Genomic DNA, 15,775 nt, shown 5'->3' with positions numbered 1-15,775 from the left:
GTCCAAGTGTTGAATTGGCTTCCATTGATAGCTAGAATCTCGCTGTACAAAGCGAGAGCTTTGATCTAAAGCAACCTAAACAGGGAGTTGATGGCTTCAGCAAACCTAAAAAAGCTGCAAATTGTAGTTTCACAACGTTTTGTGTTGTAACTGTGAATTGACACTCGGCTATTTCTAAAGGAAAAATCTCTGGCTCGCTTTCACAAAAATGCTGATAGACACCGTGTAGTCGTTCCTTTATAGTGGAATAATTCGCATCTGCAAAATGTTTAGTTAGAGCATGACTGAAACTGCTGAAACTTTGGATAACACAATCTCTGCGGGTAAAACGGTAATAAAAGGAGCTTGCCCGCATGACTGTCCCGATACTTGTGCAATGCTGACGACAGTTCAAGACGGTTCAGCGATTAGCGTGAGCGGCAATGCGGACTATCCTTATACAAAAGGCACACTCTGCGGCAAAGTAGATAAGTACCTCCATCGAGTCTACAGCCCTGATCGAATTCTCTATCCGCTGCGGCAAGTTGGACCTAAAGGCTGCGGACGATTTCAGCAGATTAGCTGGGATGAGGCTTTAGATGAAATTGCCGAGCGTTTCGAGTCAATCATCGCTGATTACGGCTCAGAAGCAATTCTCTCCTGTAACTATCTGGGGCAGCAGGGCATCCTGAACGGTATTGCCTCTGGAGATGCTTTCTTCAATCGACTAGGTGCATCTGTGAGCGAGCGAACTCTCTGCAATTCTGGCACTCGCACCGCTTACTTCATGACCTTTGGCGCAACTCCAGGTACTGATCCTGAGCAGTTTATTCATGCCAAATATATCATTCTGTGGGCCTGCAATGCGATCAGTACGAATCTACATCTCTGGCCAATTATCTCTGAAGCCCGAAAACAAGGTGCGAAATTAGTCGTCATCGATCCGTTTCAGACGCGCACCGCAAAACAGGCAGACTGGCATATCTCTGTGCGTCCTGGAACCGATGGGGCACTGGCGCTAGGCATGATGCATGTGATAATTCAACAGGATCTAATCGATACTGATTATGTTGAAAAATATACAATTGGCTACGAGCAGTTAAAGGCGCGAGCGCGAGAGTTTCCGCCAGAGCGAGTTGCTAAAATTACTGGAGTTTCTGTTGAAGATATCATCAGATTGGCGCAAGAATATGCAACAGCTCAGCCTGCTGTGATCCGAATTGGAGTGGCGCTTGAGCGTCAGGCAGGCGGCGGGCAGGCGGTGCGAGCCATTTGTTGTTTGCCTGCTTTAGTTGGTGCATGGCGGCACTTGGGAGGAGGATTTCTTCAGGTGACGAATTGGGCTTTTCCGATCCAGTGGAATGCAATTCAAAGACCCGATTTTATCAAACCAGGCACAAGAGTGATCAATCTCTGGCAGTTGGGTGCTGCTCTTACAGGAGAACTAGAGCTGAATCCTCCAATCAAATCGCTCTTTGTCTACAATTGCAATCCTTTGGTGATGATCGCAGAGCAGGAAAAAATCGTTGCAGGATTACAGCGTGATGATTTATTTACAATTGTCAGCGAACAGTTTATGACCGATACGGCTGATTTTGCGGATATTGTGCTGCCTGCCACAACTCAGATTGAACAATTTGATTTGATGTACTCCTGGGGGCAGCTTTATCTCACTGCTAACCTGCCTGCTATCCCACCTATCGGAGCAGCGATTCCTAACGCTAAGTTATTCAGAAAACTGGCAGCTCGCATGGGATTTGAAGAAGAGCATTTCAAGCTGACGGATGAAGAGCTGATTCAAAAAGCGATCGACTGGTCATCTCCAACTCTGCAAGGGGTTGATTTAGAGTTGATTAAGCAACAGGGATTTGTGAAGCTGCACATCGATCCAACTCCCCATGCCGCAGGTAACTTTGCAACACCTTCTGGAAAATGTGAGTTCTTCTCCTCAAAGGCATTACAGGGTAATTTTGTCATGCCATTCTTGCGGCAGGGCTACACCGAGATGCAGTCTGGCGAGCCGCTTGATCCTCTACCAAACTACACCCCGCTACGCGAATCCTGCCCATCTGATCCAGAGCGAGCCAGTCGTTATCCGCTCAACCTAATCTCGGCAAAGTCTCACGCTTTTATCAATTCCTGCTATGGTAATTTACCCAAGCACAAACGCATGGAAGGTGCGCCGCGAGTGTTTATCCATCCTGAAGATGCTGCTCATCGTAGTATTGAACATGGGCAACTGGTGAAAGTATTCAACGATCGTGGCGCGTTTGAAGTGATCGCCCATGTCGGTAACGAGGTACAGCCTGGAGTAGTTGTGGCATCACTAGGGCACTGGCGTAAACTCAGCCACTCAAATAGCTCGCTCAACGCAGTTGCTTCGTCAGTTTTTGCCGATCTAGGCAGAGCCGCAGCCGTCTCAGACACGCTAGTTGAAGTGATTTTAGCTCGTAGAAATTGCTAAATCAAAGGATCTAATCTACATCGATTAGACTCTAACAAAACTCATCTACGAACATATTCAAGATTGGTTGAATCAACGGGTTGACGTTATCAGGGAGTCCATGCACTGAGAAAAAACAGAGTTCTAGACTTTCTGTGTGGTCTATTCGTAGTTCACCTTGAAAATCTTGCGCCGTATAAGCATTGATAATATTGAATACTTGATCGCCGTTGGGATACTGATGGAAGAACTGCCCACCTGAAAACACGCGCCACAACGTTAGCTTCCCAAGAGCCAGCCCTGTCTCCTCCCAGAACTCGCGTCTTGCTGCTGCTTCCATTGATTCACCTAGTTCTAGAAAGCCACCTGGCAGTCCCCAAGTTCCGTTATCACTCCTTCGATGTAGCAGGAGCTTATTAAACTGATCAGCCGCTAGAATAACGGTTCCAGCTAAAATGAGCGGACGATGCCCAACAATTGCTCGAAGTTCTTTCACATAGCTCATGGATGCTCTCCCGACTTGTAATTACAACTAAAAAATGTATCAACTGCTTCAAACAACTCAAGAATCTGCGTCTGATCGGTATAAGGATTCAACAAAACCGCCCTCAGCCAACGTTGTCCCTGATAGAGCGGTAGAGAGAGAAAAGTATTCTGGGTTCGACCCAAGTAGGTTTGTAATTTAGTATTCCAATTATCCCAATGCTCTGGCGCAACATGAACAGGAACGCCTCGGAAGCAGATGATGTTCATCTCAGGTAAGCTAGCTAATTCCAAGAATGATCGCTTGCTAATCTCTTCCACAAAAAATTGCGTCAGCCTGTAGCTTTCGTTGATTAATTGAGCATAGCTATGTCTTCCTAGATGCTGCATTGACAGCCATAGCTTGAGTACATCCGCATGACGGGTACCCTGAACGCTAATCTCACCTAGATTTGTTAAATCTGCTGCACTCTTCATATAGGGAGCCTGAATCTGAAAAGCTGTTTTAAGAGAGCTGAAATGTTTGAACAGAATCATTACACAGGTCTTTGCAACATAAAGCCACTTCTGTGGATTGAATGTAATTGAGTCTGCGTTCTCGATCCCTGTGAGCTTCTGGCAGTATTGAGGAGAAAACATCAAAGCGCCGCCGTAAGCAGCATCAACATGGAACCAAAGCTGATGAGCTTGAGCTATTTGATAAATCTCATTGATCGGATCAATATTTCCGGTGGTAGTTGTTCCCGCTGTTGCAACTACGCAAAAAGGTTCTTGACCTGCGTCGATTGCTCGCTCAATTTGTTCCTGCAATGCAGCAATCGACATCTGAGAGTTTTGATTGATTGGTACACGAATCACCGCATCCGTCCCCAAGCCCAGCAGCATGGCTGCCTTTTGCAATGAAGTATGCGCCACCTCAGAGGCAAATAGAACAGGTTGTTTATCCAGCCCAACAATACCTTTTTGAAGTGCCTGAAATTTGATATTTCTTGCCACTGCTAAAGCTTGCAGGTTTGCTAATGTGCCGCCGCTTAGAAGAACGCCGCCTGCTGACTCACCCAAGCCAAAAATAGCGGCAAACTGTTTAAGCAGCAGCGGCTCCAAACGTGAGAAGACGGGAGACATTTCCACACTGAGCATATTGTTGTTGATTGCAGAAGCAATTAAATCGCCGAACATCGAGAATGTCGTGGGCATAGAGTCCATATGCCCGATGTATCTGGGGTTAGCGGCGTTCATAGAAGCTGCCAAGATCTGATCAAGCTGATCAAGCAGCAGCGCCGCCTCAACTGGTAGGTCAGGAATACTTGCAAAATTTGCAATCTCAATTTCAGCCGGAAGAGGCGATTCTTTCCAAGACGGTAAAGCGGAACGATCGCCTGCATAGCTCAAGTGAGTCAGTAACCGTGTCAAGACTTGCTGAGCGAGTGCCTCAATCTCGTGACGGTTAGTTCCAATCGGATCAATAAAGGCAGTAATCGGAAGTTGCAAACGCTCCATCATTGAAAATCCTCATAATCATTGGCTGACTGTTTTTCGTTAATTAGTTTCTCGTAATATTCTTCTTAATCAAGCAATTTCACTATAAAAGAAAAACTCGCTTTCGTGATGAAAATTACAATTTAAATCACGCATTTTGTCTACTATAGCGGAAATTGCAGTTCGTCGAGACGTAGCCTATTTATTCAGTTTCTACGTGCGCTGCTTTGAAGGGCAGGCGTTGAGCTAGCTTGCCATGGCGCTTACGGGCATTGCATCGGAAAAACGCAGTCACTTTTCAAATACTCGCTCACTCTAATTTGCTGGAGAAAGGGAGGTATGGCTTCTAATCGTTTAGTGTTTGAGCCTCAGGCAAAATCAAATTTGAATCCTTCTGGTATAGAGCGGTCTTGTGGGCATAGCTTAACGCTCAAACAAATTTCTCATCACTTTGGGGCTACTGTTGCCCTGCGAGATGTCAATCTAGGTGTGAATCCAGGAGAGTTCATCTCGCTATTAGGGCCAAGTGGTTGCGGTAAGACAACATTGTTGCGTCTAATTTCAGGATTCTACACACCGACATCTGGGCAAATCCTGATTGACGGGCAGAACGTTGAGGCAGTTCTACCCAATCAACGAGGCGTTGGAATTGTCTTTCAAAATTATGCGCTGTTTCCTCATATGACAGTGTGGAATAACGTTGCCTACGGACTACGAGCAAAGCAGACTTCTAAAGCTCAGATCAGAACCAAGGTAGGAGAGATGCTAGATCTAGTTAAACTTAGTGATTTTCGCGATCGCTATCCCAGCCAGCTCTCTGGAGGGCAACAGCAGCGGGTTGCTTTAGCTAGAGCAATGGCAGTAGAGCCAAAGCTACTTTTGCTGGATGAGCCATTTAGCGCATTAGATAAAAACTTGCGGCTCGATATGCAGATCGAGATGAAGCGACTGCTGGTTGAACGGGGTATCACAACGGTTCTAGTCACGCACGATCAAGAGGAGGCTTTGAGTTTATCGGATCGAATTGCAGTCATATCTCAAGGCATTGTGCATCAATTTGATACGCCCAGTCAAATCTACGATTCGCCCGAAACCCGCTTTGTCAGCACTTTTGTCGGCACTTGTAATGTACTGCAAGGACAACTACTAGAACGCGCTGGTTCAGAATGCTTGGTTGCCATAGAAGACCAAATATTTGATGTAGAAACGGACGTGCAGGTGGCACTCGGTAGCCCTATAGAAATAGCTGTGCGACCTGAAAGTTGGAGATTCCAAACTGAGCCAGGTCGAGGTCGGCTGCCAGTGAAGGTTGAATTGGCGCTTTCTTTAGGAGCAACCGTAGTTTACGAGCTTCACACACCCACAGGAACAGAAATTAAGGTAACGCAACCCAGAACCAAAGGAGTCAGCCTGCTGGAACCAGGTGAGACAACATATCTTGAACTAATCTCCCCTCAAGCTTGCTCTGTTTTTGAAGCATCGTAGTGATGTCAGTTGTTTTTTAATTTTGCGAGAAATCAAATGAGTAATCGGTTGTTTAAGCGTCGCACTGTGCTGACAGCAGGTTTAGCAACGGGTATTCTTGCCGCCTGCACAAATGGTCGTCAGTCGTCTCAAGGAAGTGCATCTGCTCCTCAGGCAGCGGCTTATCAGGGACAAACTCTGGTTGCAGCTTGTTTCCAGGGCACAATGGAAACGATTTACAAAGAGATTCTGGCTCCTGCATTGAAGCAGCAAACCGGAGCCGATCTCAAGCTAGTGCCTGGACTGACATCAGAACAGTTAGCCCGCCTGCGATCATCACCCAATAACCCGCCGTTCGATTTGGTGCTGCTAGACGACGGCAACAACGAAATTGCAGTTCAGGAAGGGCTGATCCAAAAGTTTCCAGAGAACTTAAGCCAGAATTCTGCAAATGTAGTTCCTGAGATGATAGGCAAAGACGGGTTAGCTCCAATGATGTTTGCCTGGCCAATTGTGATTGCCTACAATCCTCAGCGAGTCAAAACACCACCAACATCCTGGAATAATTTGTGGGATGCGAATAGTGATGCTCGCGTAGGACTAATCAATATTGGTGCTGTGATTGGTATGGTGTATATGGTGGAACAAGCTCGCTTGCTAGGTGGCAGTGAGTCCAACATTGATCCGGCTTTCGAGATTATTAGTAAGAACAAGAATAAGCTAGCAGCCGTAGCGTCCAATCTGGGTTCACTAGCAGCACTGTATCAGCAAGGAGAAGCAGACATCGGGCCAATGTTTTTGAGTGATGTGCTGCGTTTGAAAAGCAAAGGCGTATCAATTGATTGGGCGGTTCCAGAATCTAGCTTGGCAGGCGTTCGGTTTGGGCTAAATATTGTCAGTAAGCCTGTTGCTCCACTTGAGCTGGCTGCTGCGCTGGTCAATGCCTCTGTGAGTCCAGAGGTACAAAAATCGATTTCTAGCGCTCCGTACTTCTTCGGTCCAGCAATCAAAGACGTGGAAATCACCGGAGAAATAGCAGAGCGACTGAATGTGAGATCAGCCGATGAATTAATGGCAGAAATCAAAATCCTCGACTGGACACAGATCAATCCCAACAAGAATGCTTGGATTGAGCGCTTCAACAAGGAGACAAAAGGTTAATGACAACCGTTAATTTGAGCAACCCAAGGCGTTTTAGCCTCAAATTCACAGAAGAGCAATTAATTTTGCCGCTAGCAGGTTTCCTAATTGCGTTCTATATCATGCCATTGATTGTTCTACTAGCTCGCAGTTTTCAAGCTCAGCCAAATACAGCCAGCTTTAGCGTCGAGCAGTATTTACGATTTTTCCAAGATCCAGTCAACTTGGATATCTGGCGATACAGCCTCAGCCTAGGATTCTGGTGTACCTTGATTTGCCTACTGTTAGGCTATCCACTAGCATATATCTACATCCGAGCTGAGAACCGTTGGCAGACAATTCTCACGTTTCTAATTATGTTGCCGCTGCTCACAAGTATCGTTGTGAGGACGTTTGCCTGGATAGTAATTCTGGGTCGCGAAGGGTTAATCAATTCATTTCTGAGAGCAATAGGCATGATTGATCAGCCTTTGAGCCTTTTATTTACCCACACTGGTGTTGTGATTGCTCTCTCACAAATTATGCTGCCATTTATGGTGTTACCGTTGACGGCTGCCATGATAAGAGTTGATATGCGGCTGATGGATGCTTCGATCAGTCTGGGAGCGGGAGCGTGGCGCACTTTCCTTTGGGTGTTTGTTCCATTAACCCTACCAGGTATTATCTCCGGCTGCTTGTTGGTGTTCGCTATTTCTATCAGCGCCTTTGTCACTCCGTCAATCATCGGTGGTGGACGGGTATTGTACATGCCTAATATTATTTACCAGCAATCAATTCTCTTACTAGATTGGAACTTTGCTGCTGCCATCTCGGTTGTTCTTTTAGTTACAGTGATTGCGGTTGTGATTGGTTTGAGTGTTTTAAATAGGATATCTCGCTCCTATGTACATTCCTAATCTTTCAGATTCATCGCCTCTAAAACCCGATTATCTGAGGCAGTTGGATCAGTGGTCATTCACAGGCGTGATGTGGAGCGTTACTGTGTCAAGTTTATTATTCTTGACTCTGCCAACAGTAATCGTTTTGATTACATCCTTTGGCGCAGGTGAAACACTGAGATTTCCGCCATCGGATTTGTCGCTGAAGTGGTACATTTCTCTGCTAGATTTGCCTGAAATTCACGAAACAGCGCTGACTAGCCTCAAGTTAGCATTCCTCACGACCGTCATCTGCGTAGTTTTGGGAGTCTGTGCAGCTTTGGCCCTAGCGAGTAGTCAAACTGGGTGGGTGCAGGCGATGGATACTTTAGTGATGTCACCACTAGCGCTACCTGGGCTGGCAGTAGGCTTAGGAATCCTAATTTTCTTCAACTTGATTGGTTATGGCATTAATTTCAACGTCCTGCTTATTAGCCATGTTGTAATTTGCGTTCCATTTATTGTCAGAACCACATTAGCAAGTCTGTCGCAATTGAGCTCTTCATTAAAGGATGCGTCTACAAGCCTAGGGGCAACCCAAATCTACACGTTTTTCCATGTGACTCTCCCTCTAATTCAGCGCGGTGTGATTACAGGAGCATTTATTACATTTTTGAGTTCGTTTGACAATTTGACTGTTTCTTTATTTTTGTCGGACGCTAGAAATCAAGTGTTACCTATTCAAATGTGGTCAATGATTGAGAACAATCTGGACATTCGAGTAGCAGCAATCGCAGGAATTGTAGTCATTTTGACGGCGGTGCTGATGACTGCGATGGAGCAAGCATCTGGACTATCGCAATTCTTCATGAGCAGGCGGTAGTCATGTTCAGATAGACATTCATAATTCTAATTCCTTTTGCCTCTGTTTTCCCTTGGCAATCTCCTGCTCATGTACCTTCCGGCAAACGGCTCTAACAGTCTGATTTACATAAGCCAAGGCTTTCTGTTTTCCCTGTGTCTCATCAATCTCTGCTACGTAAGGGCTACTTAATGTCAGCATTAGCGCAATTTCCTTTTGACTGTAACCTGCTTCAAATGCTTTCTTGCCAGCTAAGTAGTCTAATTTGATTGGAGTGCCAGTGCCTACATCTTGGCTGAACTTTTGCCACATTTGCTGATAACGCTTCTTAGAACTTAGCTGGGCTGTATCAGAGAGTCCAGAAGATGACGGGTTCAGAAGAGGCTGAGGCGATTGATCAGTAGAGATCAACTCTCGCCCTCTAGTTATGCTCGATTTGGCTATTCTGGTACAGATCAGCGGTCTTCCCTTGGCTGCTGTAGGTGGTGCTGACCCAGGCATAGTCAAGGTACTGCCTACCACTGAGATTGACCTCGATCGCCTTACCAACAGCGATGGTAATCTGAGCTAAACCATCTGGAGCAATGTGATTCACAGTGAAGGTTTGCCCGTTGCGAATTCCAGCATCTCGATCGTTTTTCGTCCAACGGAGGTGATCGCCTGCTGCAATGGTAATGGACTGCATCTTGCGTCCAACCATCACCCAGTATTTTGAACAACTCGGACTGAGCCAGCAACTTCTCTTTGCTGATGGAATGCAAGAACGGCTCACAGAAGTGGTGAGTCAGCTTCCCGAAGCCGCTGTCAATCCCTCTTTACCCTTGCGAATGGCAGACTGCTACGGATTATTCCAAGGATTGATTGCCAAGTCCAGCAAGATAGCCGTTTAGCACCGGGAGATTCATATCATGCCTCGTAAAAGCGAACCACCCAAGGGGGATCGTCCTCCGGACGGTGCGGAGCACCATCGTCAACGCCTCCAGTTTGCCTACAATGCCGATGTTGATTCTCCCACGGGTGTCCTGTTCCAATACTTAATCAAGAACGAACGCGCTCGCAGTCGAGAGGGGAAGCACAAAGGCATTGATGCCATGAGTGCCTTCTGGAAACCCTTTGCTTACCAGGAGCAAGAGAACCTGAGTGAGGAAGAATTGAAGGCGATCGCCCGTGAATGCATCGAACAGTTAAACCGACAGATGACGCTGATTTGTGACACCTTTGGTGTGGCACCGCCAACCGCAGCTACGTCAACCGTGGATTTAAGGCAAGAGATTCGCCAAGCTGTGGCAGAGGCGTTTCAGCAGATGATAATCACTGGAGGAATGCCGATGGCGACTGGGAATCTCCCACTTGCTCCTTCATTGCAAAAGCCAAGTATGCAACGTCCTTCTGACGATGGGTTTGAGGAATCTGAAGGGGTGGATTTTGATGAGGATGCTCTGTTGGGAACTTTGCTGGATGATGCCACGATCGCCGCTTAATTCCGTTCTTCAATTAATTCCTCTCATTATTCCTGTTAAATGAACTTCCTATGGCAGCAAAACCGAAAGAACCGGAAAACGAGGCGGGCAAGCAAGCGCGACAGCAATACCTGGAACAGGCACGGCGCGTCATCGGCGAAGCCAATCTTGATTACTCTGCCCTTTACCAACGCTTCGCTCAAAATGATTGGGCAGCACTCAAACTAGATGACACTGTGGCACTGGCAGCACTGAAGGCAGGATACTCACCGAAAGAAGTAGTGGGTATCCTGCATCAGAGTCCCTATTTACAGCATCAGGTGCATGTCAACAAAGTGCCGTTAGCGCCCATGAGCCAGTATGTGCGATCGACCGTGATGAAGGCAGTACAGCGATTAGAGAAAGCTCAGGGAACGCAGAAGACTCAGGGGCGTTCACGCAGTGTTTCCGATGGGAAATCGGTTCAGCGGAAGTCTGGAATGGAATTTGAATAAATTGTGGCTGACAAGGCCTATCAATTGTCGTTATGAGGTTGTCTTCTGTCAGGAAACTACTTTGCCAGAACTTCGACAGGTCATTGGTGCAATAAGTGTTAATGAGATGTACCTGTCTATAAGCGTTCTAGCTATTAGCGACGCGACTGCTCTAAAAATGCCCAGGCAGGCTTGACTTAGAGTGCGCTCTAAGTTTTAAGGTAGAGACAAGCGTCTGGAGGTGAGTCTGATGTCTGCCTTAACGATTCAGCAAGTGGCTCAACAAACGGGATTAAGTGTCCACACCCTGCGATACTACGAGCGCAATGGACTGTTGGAACCTGTCGATCGCGCCAGCAGCGGGCATCGGCGCTACTCTGAGGAGGATATTGCCCGCATTGAATTTCTGACTCGGTTACGCCTAACCGGAATGCCAATTCGGCAAATGCAGGAGTTCGCTCGCTTGTTTCGGGAACGTCCGCAAGCCCTTGCCGATCGTCGTGCCATTCTGGAGAGCCATGAACGCGAGGTTCAGGCCCATATCCAGGAACTTCAGCGCAACCTGGAAGCAATTCAGTGGAAGATTGGCTACTACAAGCAGCTCGAAGCTCAGCAGCAACTAGATAGAACCGCAGGCACTCAACACCAGCAACGGCAGAGCTGCATTGCGGCAGGGCAGGCATTCTTACTAGAGCAGACGCTAAAACAGTCAGAAGTCCCTGAATCGGAGCCTCAAATCGATGACGTTCCGCATCGGGTGAAATAATCACAACTTCACTCAACACAAGTTTGATCACTAGGCTGCCCCACACTGGGTCAGTCTAAGCGATCGTGCTGTTTCAACAATTTGAAGAGGAAAAACATGATGAATTTGCAACGCGATAAAGTTGCCCTCGTCACTGGGGGAAGTTCTGGCATGGGTCGAGCCGCTGCCCTGCAATTTGCCAAGCAGGGAGCAAAAGTCGTGGTAGCGGCGCGGCGAGAAACCGCAGGCAATCAGACCGTCGAGCAGATCCGGCAGTTGGGCGGAGAAGCCAGCTTTGTCAAAACAGATGTCTCTCAACCCGCAGAAATTGAGGCGTTGATTCAGAAAGCGATCGCGCTTTACGGTCGGCTCGATTACGCCTTCAATAATGCCGGAACGGAAGGGGTGTTTGCCCCCATGACGCAGCTAACTGAAGCCAATTGGGATCATACGATTAACACTAACTTGAAAGCAGTTTGGCTCTGCCTGAAGTACGAAATCGAGCAACTGATCAAACAGGGAACGGGAGGTGCGATCGTCAATGCATCATCCTGGCTGGCAAAAGGCGCACTGATCGGTTCCACGATCTACTCTGCCAGTAAAAGCGGTTTGGATGGCATGGTACGGGCAGCAGCATTAGAGTGTGCCCAGCATGGAATTCGAGTCAACAATGTTAATCCTGGCATCATTGACACGGAAATGTTTCGTCGCTTTGGCAATCCCGATGATCCAAACGATCCAGTCGTTCCAGCATTCACTCATCATATTCCGCTGAAGCGATTAGGCAGTTCCGAAGAAGTTGCAGAAGCGGTCGTCTGGCTATGCTCTGATGCAGCCACTTACATCACGGGACAAACCATTCTAATTGATGGCGGCTTTGCCATTCCCGGTTTTCGGAATTAACCCAATAATTTCAAGAGGTTTTCATGTCAAATTCACCACTGACATCACCATTCACAATTCTTGCCCACATCAAGGCAAAACCTGGGTTAGAAGCACGAATGCAGCAGGATTTAGTCAGTCTACTTGCTCCCACTCGTGCCGAATCTGGCTGCATCACATTTGACTTGTTGAAAGACACCAATGATCCAACGGTGTTTGTCCTATACGAAAACTGGAAAGACCAAGCAGCACTGGACGCTCACTTTCAGCAACCCTATGTCAAACGAGTTTTGCAAGCTTACGAAGAGACTTTAGCAGAACCGATCGAGGTTCTCTCTCTGGCAAAAATTGAACCCTCATAGTTGCGATCGAACATTGGAGGATCACTATGCAATACAAACTTTTGGGCAACACCGGATTGAGAGTTTCTGAACTGTGTTTAGGCGCGATGACCTTTGGTGAGGATTGGGATTGGGGCGCAAATCGAGAAACTAGCCAAGCCATTTTTGACGCTTTTGCAGAAGCAGGCGGGAATTTCATCGATACCGCTAATGTTTACACCAATGGAACCAGTGAGAAACTCCTGGGTGAATTTGTGGGTGCAGAGCGCGATCGCTTCGTGATTGCAACTAAATATACGGTGATGATGAATCCCACTGATCCCAACTCCAGCGGTAATCAGCGCAAGAATCTGATGCGATCGCTCGATGCGAGTCTGAAGCGATTGAACACCGATTACATCGATCTCTACTGGGTTCACATGTGGGATACGGTGACGCCTGTGGAAGAGATGATGCGGGCACTCGATGATGTGGTGCGGACGGGTAAGGTGATGTATGTTGGGATCTCTGATGCGCCTGCCTGGATTGTTAGCCGTGCTCAGACGATCGCTGACCTGAGAAACATGACTCCATTTGCCGCAATTCAGCTTGAATACAATCTGGTGGAGCGCACGGTCGAGCGAGATTTGCTGCCAATGGCAGAAGACTTGAATTTGAGCATTCTCAATTGGTCGCCTCTTGGTGGCGGCGTGTTGACTGGGAAATATTTGCACCAGGATTCTGATCAGGATCGGCTCAATAAAGCAGAATACTTTCAACACTACAAAGTCGATCGCGCCATGCAAATTGCTCAAACGGTGGTTGATGTTGCCCATGAGATTGGCTGTAGTGCCGCCCAGGTTGCCCTTGCCTGGATTCGGCAGCAGTCCCCTCGGCATATCCCCATCATCGGAGCGAGAACCCTGGAGCATCTCAAAGATAATTTGGGTTGTTTGCAGGTTGCGTTAAGCGAGGAACAATTCATTCGTCTCAATGCCGCTAGCGAAGTTGATCCAGGCTTTGCCTTGACGTTTCTGCGTCGATTACAGAACCTGTTTCTAGGTGCGGCAAATGAAACGTTGGATTTGAGTCTGCATCCTGTCTCACGATGGGTACTCGATCGAAAATAACGGGTCATTTGATTCTGATTCCAAAGGAGATGCCAATGAAACTCAAACGGGTTTTGCTGGTCTTGATTGGTGCGACTTTAATCACGATCGTCTGGATTGGGGATTTCTTCCGATCTATTCCGAGTATTGGTTCTACAATCGCAGTGGCTCAAGAAAACTTGACTCAGGAGAACTCGATCACAACCCCCGATCGATTTCAAACTGGTTTGTTGTTGATCAATCAAGTGAACCAGGTTGGATACGAACGCTCTCGCGATAGTCTAGTAGACATTGCACCAGATTTTATTCGACTGGGCATCGAGTTTCCCTAGGGTGATGTTTTATCGCGCCCAGAACTTGATCTGAAATCGAGACAAATCGCCACGGTTGCAGCCCTGACTGCCTTGGGCAATGCCCAGCCCCAACTCAGATTTCACATTGAAGGGGCATTAAATGTCGGTTGCACCCGTGAAGAGATTGTTGAACTGATCACCCAAATGTCAGTGTATGCAGGATTTCCCAAAGCTGCGAATGCGATGGTTATTGCCAGGGAAGTTTTTCAAGAATTAGACGCGCAAAGCCAGTAATTCGTCTCATAAAAAGGACAAAGTTGATGAGAAAACTATCTTTTGCCGCATCTGCATTGTTATTGCCAATCCTATCAGTTATCAATCTACCTCAATCAGCCTTAGCATTCTCTCAAGCATTCACGATCGAGACATCAAATGCATCTCAGAGTGTAAACGCAATTTCTCAAAATACTCCTGCAAACATCCTCACTGCCATTGAGCTACCTGCAAACTTTCAATACCCCAACGGCATTGCCCATGCCAGCGACGGCACGGTCTATGTCGGGTCGATCACCAGTGGTCGCATCCTGCGAATTTCTCCCAACGGTGACATTGAAACCTTGTTCCCTGGTAACGACGAGGTGTTTGCTGCTACCAGTTTGCGATTAGATGAGCCACGCGGCATCCTCTGGGGCAGTTCGCCTGATTTCCTGGGAACTCGTACCCCCAATGGTGAAACGGTGCGTCGTGCCCCGCGTGTCTTTGCGATCGATATTCGCTCTGGCGAAGTGCTGCGCTTAGTTTCCATGCCAGAAGGGGGATTCAGCAATGATCTTGCCGTTGATCCAGAGGGTGGAGTTTACATCACCGATAGTACCCTGGCTTGCATTCACTACTTAGCGCCAGGAGCAACTCAATTGCAAACCTGGGCAGCCGATGAACGATTTCAAGACGATCGGATTGGACTGGGTGGCATTGCACGGCGATCGGATGGGGTCTTGATTGTCGGGCACTATTCTAACGGCAGTCTATTTCAGGTTACGCCGCAGCCGCAGGGACAGCCAATGGTAACAGCGATTCCGCTAGAACGTCCGCTTGAAAACCCAGATGGCATGCAGTTTGCCCCCGATGGTTCTCTAATCCTGACCGAAGGGGCAATGACCAGCGGCAAGGGTCAGCTTCTACGCATCAATGTCTTTGCGCCTGGAACGCATCCCAAATCGATCGAAACATTAGCCTCTGAACTCAAATCACCGGTCAATCTGACGCTGGTTGGGACAGAAATTTGGGTGACTGAATCCCAGATTCGTCATCGCCTCATCCCCGAAGAAGAAGGCAACATTCCCGATCGCTTTTTCATTCGGCGATTTGGATTGTAGAAGCCTTGCCAATTCCAGCAAAGCTACCGCTGCCGCTTCTTTTGGTTAGAGAGCAGAGATGTCATGTAGGCTTCGATAGCGCGTTGATCCGCCTGTGGATCATGAATGTTTTGCAGCCAATCGAGCATCAGAGGCAGATTGTAAGCACGACTTTGGAATTAATGCGAATCCAGTAAATATCTTCACACAGCAATCCTGAAAGGCGATACTTCTTGAGGGTATCGCCGGAGAGACCCATCAATTTTGAAATCTCTCGCTTCTTGACAAAGCGAAATGGCTCATGGTCATGCAGGGATATGCTCGCCGCGCGATCAGATGGACTCATAGAGCCTCCATGAAGTTGCTTAATTCTCGTTAGTCAAAAGCAGCAGAAGCCTAATGGGTTCAAAGAGCCTGCAACTAGCCCGAGC

19 protein-coding genes and 1 pseudogene are annotated in these 15,775 nt (G+C 47.5%); 15 read left to right on the top strand and 5 right to left on the bottom strand.

From position 1 onward, the window contains the following. Window positions 1-280 precede the first annotated feature (280 nt). Window positions 281-2,443, top strand: a complete 2,163-nt coding sequence (locus tag HJG54_RS15545; RefSeq protein ID WP_316429776.1) for a molybdopterin-containing oxidoreductase family protein — start codon at window positions 281-283, stop codon at window positions 2,441-2,443. Window positions 2,444-2,474: 31 nt separating this feature from the next. On the opposite strand, the gene HJG54_RS15540 is transcribed toward HJG54_RS15545, so the two are convergent. Further along, window positions 2,475-2,927 (bottom strand): NUDIX hydrolase, encoded by a 453-nt coding sequence (locus tag HJG54_RS15540; protein ID WP_316429774.1) that lies wholly within the window; start codon window positions 2,925-2,927, stop codon window positions 2,475-2,477. Beyond that, entirely contained in the window at window positions 2,924-4,408 is a 1,485-nt protein-coding gene (locus tag HJG54_RS15535; protein ID WP_316429773.1) for a pyridoxal-dependent decarboxylase, read from the bottom strand. Before HJG54_RS15535 ends, HJG54_RS15540 begins: the two co-directional genes overlap by 4 nt. A 315-nt stretch (window positions 4,409-4,723) precedes the next feature. Here HJG54_RS15535 and HJG54_RS15530 point away from each other — a divergent pair, with 315 nt between their 5' ends. From HJG54_RS15530 to HJG54_RS15515, 4 genes are read left to right on the top strand one after another with little or no spacing between them, the layout of a single operon-like run. Next, window positions 4,724-5,869, top strand: coding sequence for an ABC transporter ATP-binding protein (locus tag HJG54_RS15530; RefSeq protein ID WP_316429771.1), 1,146 nt, complete (start codon window positions 4,724-4,726; stop codon window positions 5,867-5,869). Between the two features lie 36 nt (window positions 5,870-5,905). After that, window positions 5,906-7,009 (top strand): ABC transporter substrate-binding protein, encoded by a 1,104-nt coding sequence (locus tag HJG54_RS15525; RefSeq protein ID WP_316429769.1) that lies wholly within the window; start codon window positions 5,906-5,908, stop codon window positions 7,007-7,009. Beyond that, window positions 7,009-7,884, top strand: coding sequence for an ABC transporter permease (locus HJG54_RS15520; protein WP_316429768.1), 876 nt, complete (start codon window positions 7,009-7,011; stop codon window positions 7,882-7,884). The genes HJG54_RS15525 and HJG54_RS15520 overlap by 1 nt, the downstream gene beginning before the upstream one ends. Then, window positions 7,871-8,728 carry an ABC transporter permease gene (locus tag HJG54_RS15515; protein WP_316429767.1) on the top strand — a complete coding sequence of 286 codons (858 nt, stop codon included), beginning with the start codon at window positions 7,871-7,873 and terminating at the stop codon, window positions 8,726-8,728. Before HJG54_RS15520 ends, HJG54_RS15515 begins: the two co-directional genes overlap by 14 nt. A gap of 18 nt (window positions 8,729-8,746) precedes the next feature. Here HJG54_RS15515 and HJG54_RS15510 read toward each other — a convergent pair whose 3' ends face one another. Both HJG54_RS15510 and HJG54_RS15505 read right to left on the bottom strand, forming a co-directional pair. Continuing rightward, window positions 8,747-9,019, bottom strand: coding sequence for a hypothetical protein (locus tag HJG54_RS15510; protein WP_316429765.1), 273 nt, complete (start codon window positions 9,017-9,019; stop codon window positions 8,747-8,749). A 109-nt stretch (window positions 9,020-9,128) separates the two neighbouring features. Beyond that, entirely contained in the window at window positions 9,129-9,392 is a 264-nt protein-coding gene (locus HJG54_RS15505; protein WP_316429763.1) for a hypothetical protein, read from the bottom strand. 1 nt (window position 9,393) lies between these two features. Here HJG54_RS15505 and HJG54_RS15500 point away from each other — a divergent pair, with 1 nt between their 5' ends. From HJG54_RS15500 to HJG54_RS15455, 10 genes and pseudogenes are all read left to right on the top strand, one after another. Next, window positions 9,394-9,597 carry a hypothetical protein gene (locus HJG54_RS15500; RefSeq protein ID WP_316429761.1) on the top strand — a complete coding sequence of 68 codons (204 nt, stop codon included), beginning with the start codon at window positions 9,394-9,396 and terminating at the stop codon, window positions 9,595-9,597. An 18-nt stretch (window positions 9,598-9,615) separates the two neighbouring features. After that, on the top strand, window positions 9,616-10,188 hold the full coding sequence (locus HJG54_RS15495) for a hypothetical protein (protein ID WP_316429759.1): 573 nt from the start codon (window positions 9,616-9,618) through the stop codon (window positions 10,186-10,188). Between the two features lie 50 nt (window positions 10,189-10,238). Then, window positions 10,239-10,661, top strand: a complete 423-nt coding sequence (locus HJG54_RS15490) for a hypothetical protein (RefSeq protein WP_316429756.1) — start codon at window positions 10,239-10,241, stop codon at window positions 10,659-10,661. 229 nt (window positions 10,662-10,890) lie between these two features. After that, window positions 10,891-11,406 carry a MerR family transcriptional regulator gene (locus HJG54_RS15485; protein WP_316429754.1) on the top strand — a complete coding sequence of 172 codons (516 nt, stop codon included), beginning with the start codon at window positions 10,891-10,893 and terminating at the stop codon, window positions 11,404-11,406. A 96-nt stretch (window positions 11,407-11,502) separates the two neighbouring features. Beyond that, the gene (locus HJG54_RS15480; protein WP_316429751.1) at window positions 11,503-12,288 is read left to right on the top strand and encodes a glucose 1-dehydrogenase; all 786 of its coding nucleotides are present in this window, start codon (window positions 11,503-11,505) and stop codon (window positions 12,286-12,288) included. Window positions 12,289-12,311: 23 nt separating this feature from the next. Further along, complete coding sequence (locus HJG54_RS15475; protein WP_316429750.1) at window positions 12,312-12,629, top strand: putative quinol monooxygenase; 318 nt, start codon at window positions 12,312-12,314, stop codon at window positions 12,627-12,629. Between the two features lie 26 nt (window positions 12,630-12,655). Further along, window positions 12,656-13,717: an aldo/keto reductase gene (locus HJG54_RS15470; RefSeq protein WP_316429748.1), complete on the top strand. Its 1,062-nt coding sequence runs from the start codon at window positions 12,656-12,658 to the stop codon at window positions 13,715-13,717. A 35-nt stretch (window positions 13,718-13,752) separates the two neighbouring features. Then, window positions 13,753-14,028: a hypothetical protein gene (locus HJG54_RS15465; RefSeq protein WP_316429746.1), complete on the top strand. Its 276-nt coding sequence runs from the start codon at window positions 13,753-13,755 to the stop codon at window positions 14,026-14,028. An 18-nt stretch (window positions 14,029-14,046) separates the two neighbouring features. Then, window positions 14,047-14,283: pseudogene (locus HJG54_RS15460) on the top strand (carboxymuconolactone decarboxylase family protein); the annotation flags it as partial. Between the two features lie 26 nt (window positions 14,284-14,309). Further along, window positions 14,310-15,365, top strand: coding sequence for a gluconolaconase (locus HJG54_RS15455; protein ID WP_316429744.1), 1,056 nt, complete (start codon window positions 14,310-14,312; stop codon window positions 15,363-15,365). Between the two features lie 127 nt (window positions 15,366-15,492). Here HJG54_RS15455 and HJG54_RS15450 read toward each other — a convergent pair whose 3' ends face one another. Then, window positions 15,493-15,690, bottom strand: a complete 198-nt coding sequence (locus tag HJG54_RS15450; protein ID WP_316429742.1) for a hypothetical protein — start codon at window positions 15,688-15,690, stop codon at window positions 15,493-15,495. Window positions 15,691-15,775: the final 85 nt, after the last annotated feature.

It is taken from the genome of Leptolyngbya sp. NK1-12 (assembly GCF_032598965.1).
Lineage (GTDB): Bacteria > Cyanobacteriota > Cyanobacteriia > Elainellales > Elainellaceae > Elainella.
The sequence above is the reverse complement of the archived record's forward strand: the minus strand, read 5'-3'. Positions and strand labels throughout refer to the sequence as shown.

What these genes read in the sequence shown, in the direction of transcription:
- HJG54_RS15545 (WP_316429776.1), top strand. Translation starts at nt 281, where the DNA reads ATGACTGAAACTGCTGAAACTTTGGATAACACAATCTCTGCGGGTAAA.
- HJG54_RS15540 (WP_316429774.1), bottom strand. Translation starts at nt 2,927, where the DNA reads ATGAGCTATGTGAAAGAACTTCGAGCAATTGTTGGGCATCGTCCGCTC.
- HJG54_RS15535 (WP_316429773.1), bottom strand. Translation starts at nt 4,408, where the DNA reads ATGATGGAGCGTTTGCAACTTCCGATTACTGCCTTTATTGATCCGATT.
- HJG54_RS15530 (WP_316429771.1), top strand. Translation starts at nt 4,724, where the DNA reads ATGGCTTCTAATCGTTTAGTGTTTGAGCCTCAGGCAAAATCAAATTTG.
- HJG54_RS15525 (WP_316429769.1), top strand. Translation starts at nt 5,906, where the DNA reads ATGAGTAATCGGTTGTTTAAGCGTCGCACTGTGCTGACAGCAGGTTTA.
- HJG54_RS15520 (WP_316429768.1), top strand. Translation starts at nt 7,009, where the DNA reads ATGACAACCGTTAATTTGAGCAACCCAAGGCGTTTTAGCCTCAAATTC.
- HJG54_RS15515 (WP_316429767.1), top strand. Translation starts at nt 7,871, where the DNA reads ATGTACATTCCTAATCTTTCAGATTCATCGCCTCTAAAACCCGATTAT.
- HJG54_RS15510 (WP_316429765.1), bottom strand. Translation starts at nt 9,019, where the DNA reads ATGTGGCAAAAGTTCAGCCAAGATGTAGGCACTGGCACTCCAATCAAA.
- HJG54_RS15505 (WP_316429763.1), bottom strand. Translation starts at nt 9,392, where the DNA reads ATGCAGTCCATTACCATTGCAGCAGGCGATCACCTCCGTTGGACGAAA.
- HJG54_RS15495 (WP_316429759.1), top strand. Translation starts at nt 9,616, where the DNA reads ATGCCTCGTAAAAGCGAACCACCCAAGGGGGATCGTCCTCCGGACGGT.
- HJG54_RS15490 (WP_316429756.1), top strand. Translation starts at nt 10,239, where the DNA reads ATGGCAGCAAAACCGAAAGAACCGGAAAACGAGGCGGGCAAGCAAGCG.
- HJG54_RS15485 (WP_316429754.1), top strand. Translation starts at nt 10,891, where the DNA reads ATGTCTGCCTTAACGATTCAGCAAGTGGCTCAACAAACGGGATTAAGT.
- HJG54_RS15480 (WP_316429751.1), top strand. Translation starts at nt 11,503, where the DNA reads ATGATGAATTTGCAACGCGATAAAGTTGCCCTCGTCACTGGGGGAAGT.
- HJG54_RS15475 (WP_316429750.1), top strand. Translation starts at nt 12,312, where the DNA reads ATGTCAAATTCACCACTGACATCACCATTCACAATTCTTGCCCACATC.
- HJG54_RS15470 (WP_316429748.1), top strand. Translation starts at nt 12,656, where the DNA reads ATGCAATACAAACTTTTGGGCAACACCGGATTGAGAGTTTCTGAACTG.
- HJG54_RS15465 (WP_316429746.1), top strand. Translation starts at nt 13,753, where the DNA reads ATGAAACTCAAACGGGTTTTGCTGGTCTTGATTGGTGCGACTTTAATC.
- HJG54_RS15455 (WP_316429744.1), top strand. Translation starts at nt 14,310, where the DNA reads ATGAGAAAACTATCTTTTGCCGCATCTGCATTGTTATTGCCAATCCTA.
- HJG54_RS15450 (WP_316429742.1), bottom strand. Translation starts at nt 15,690, where the DNA reads ATGAGTCCATCTGATCGCGCGGCGAGCATATCCCTGCATGACCATGAG.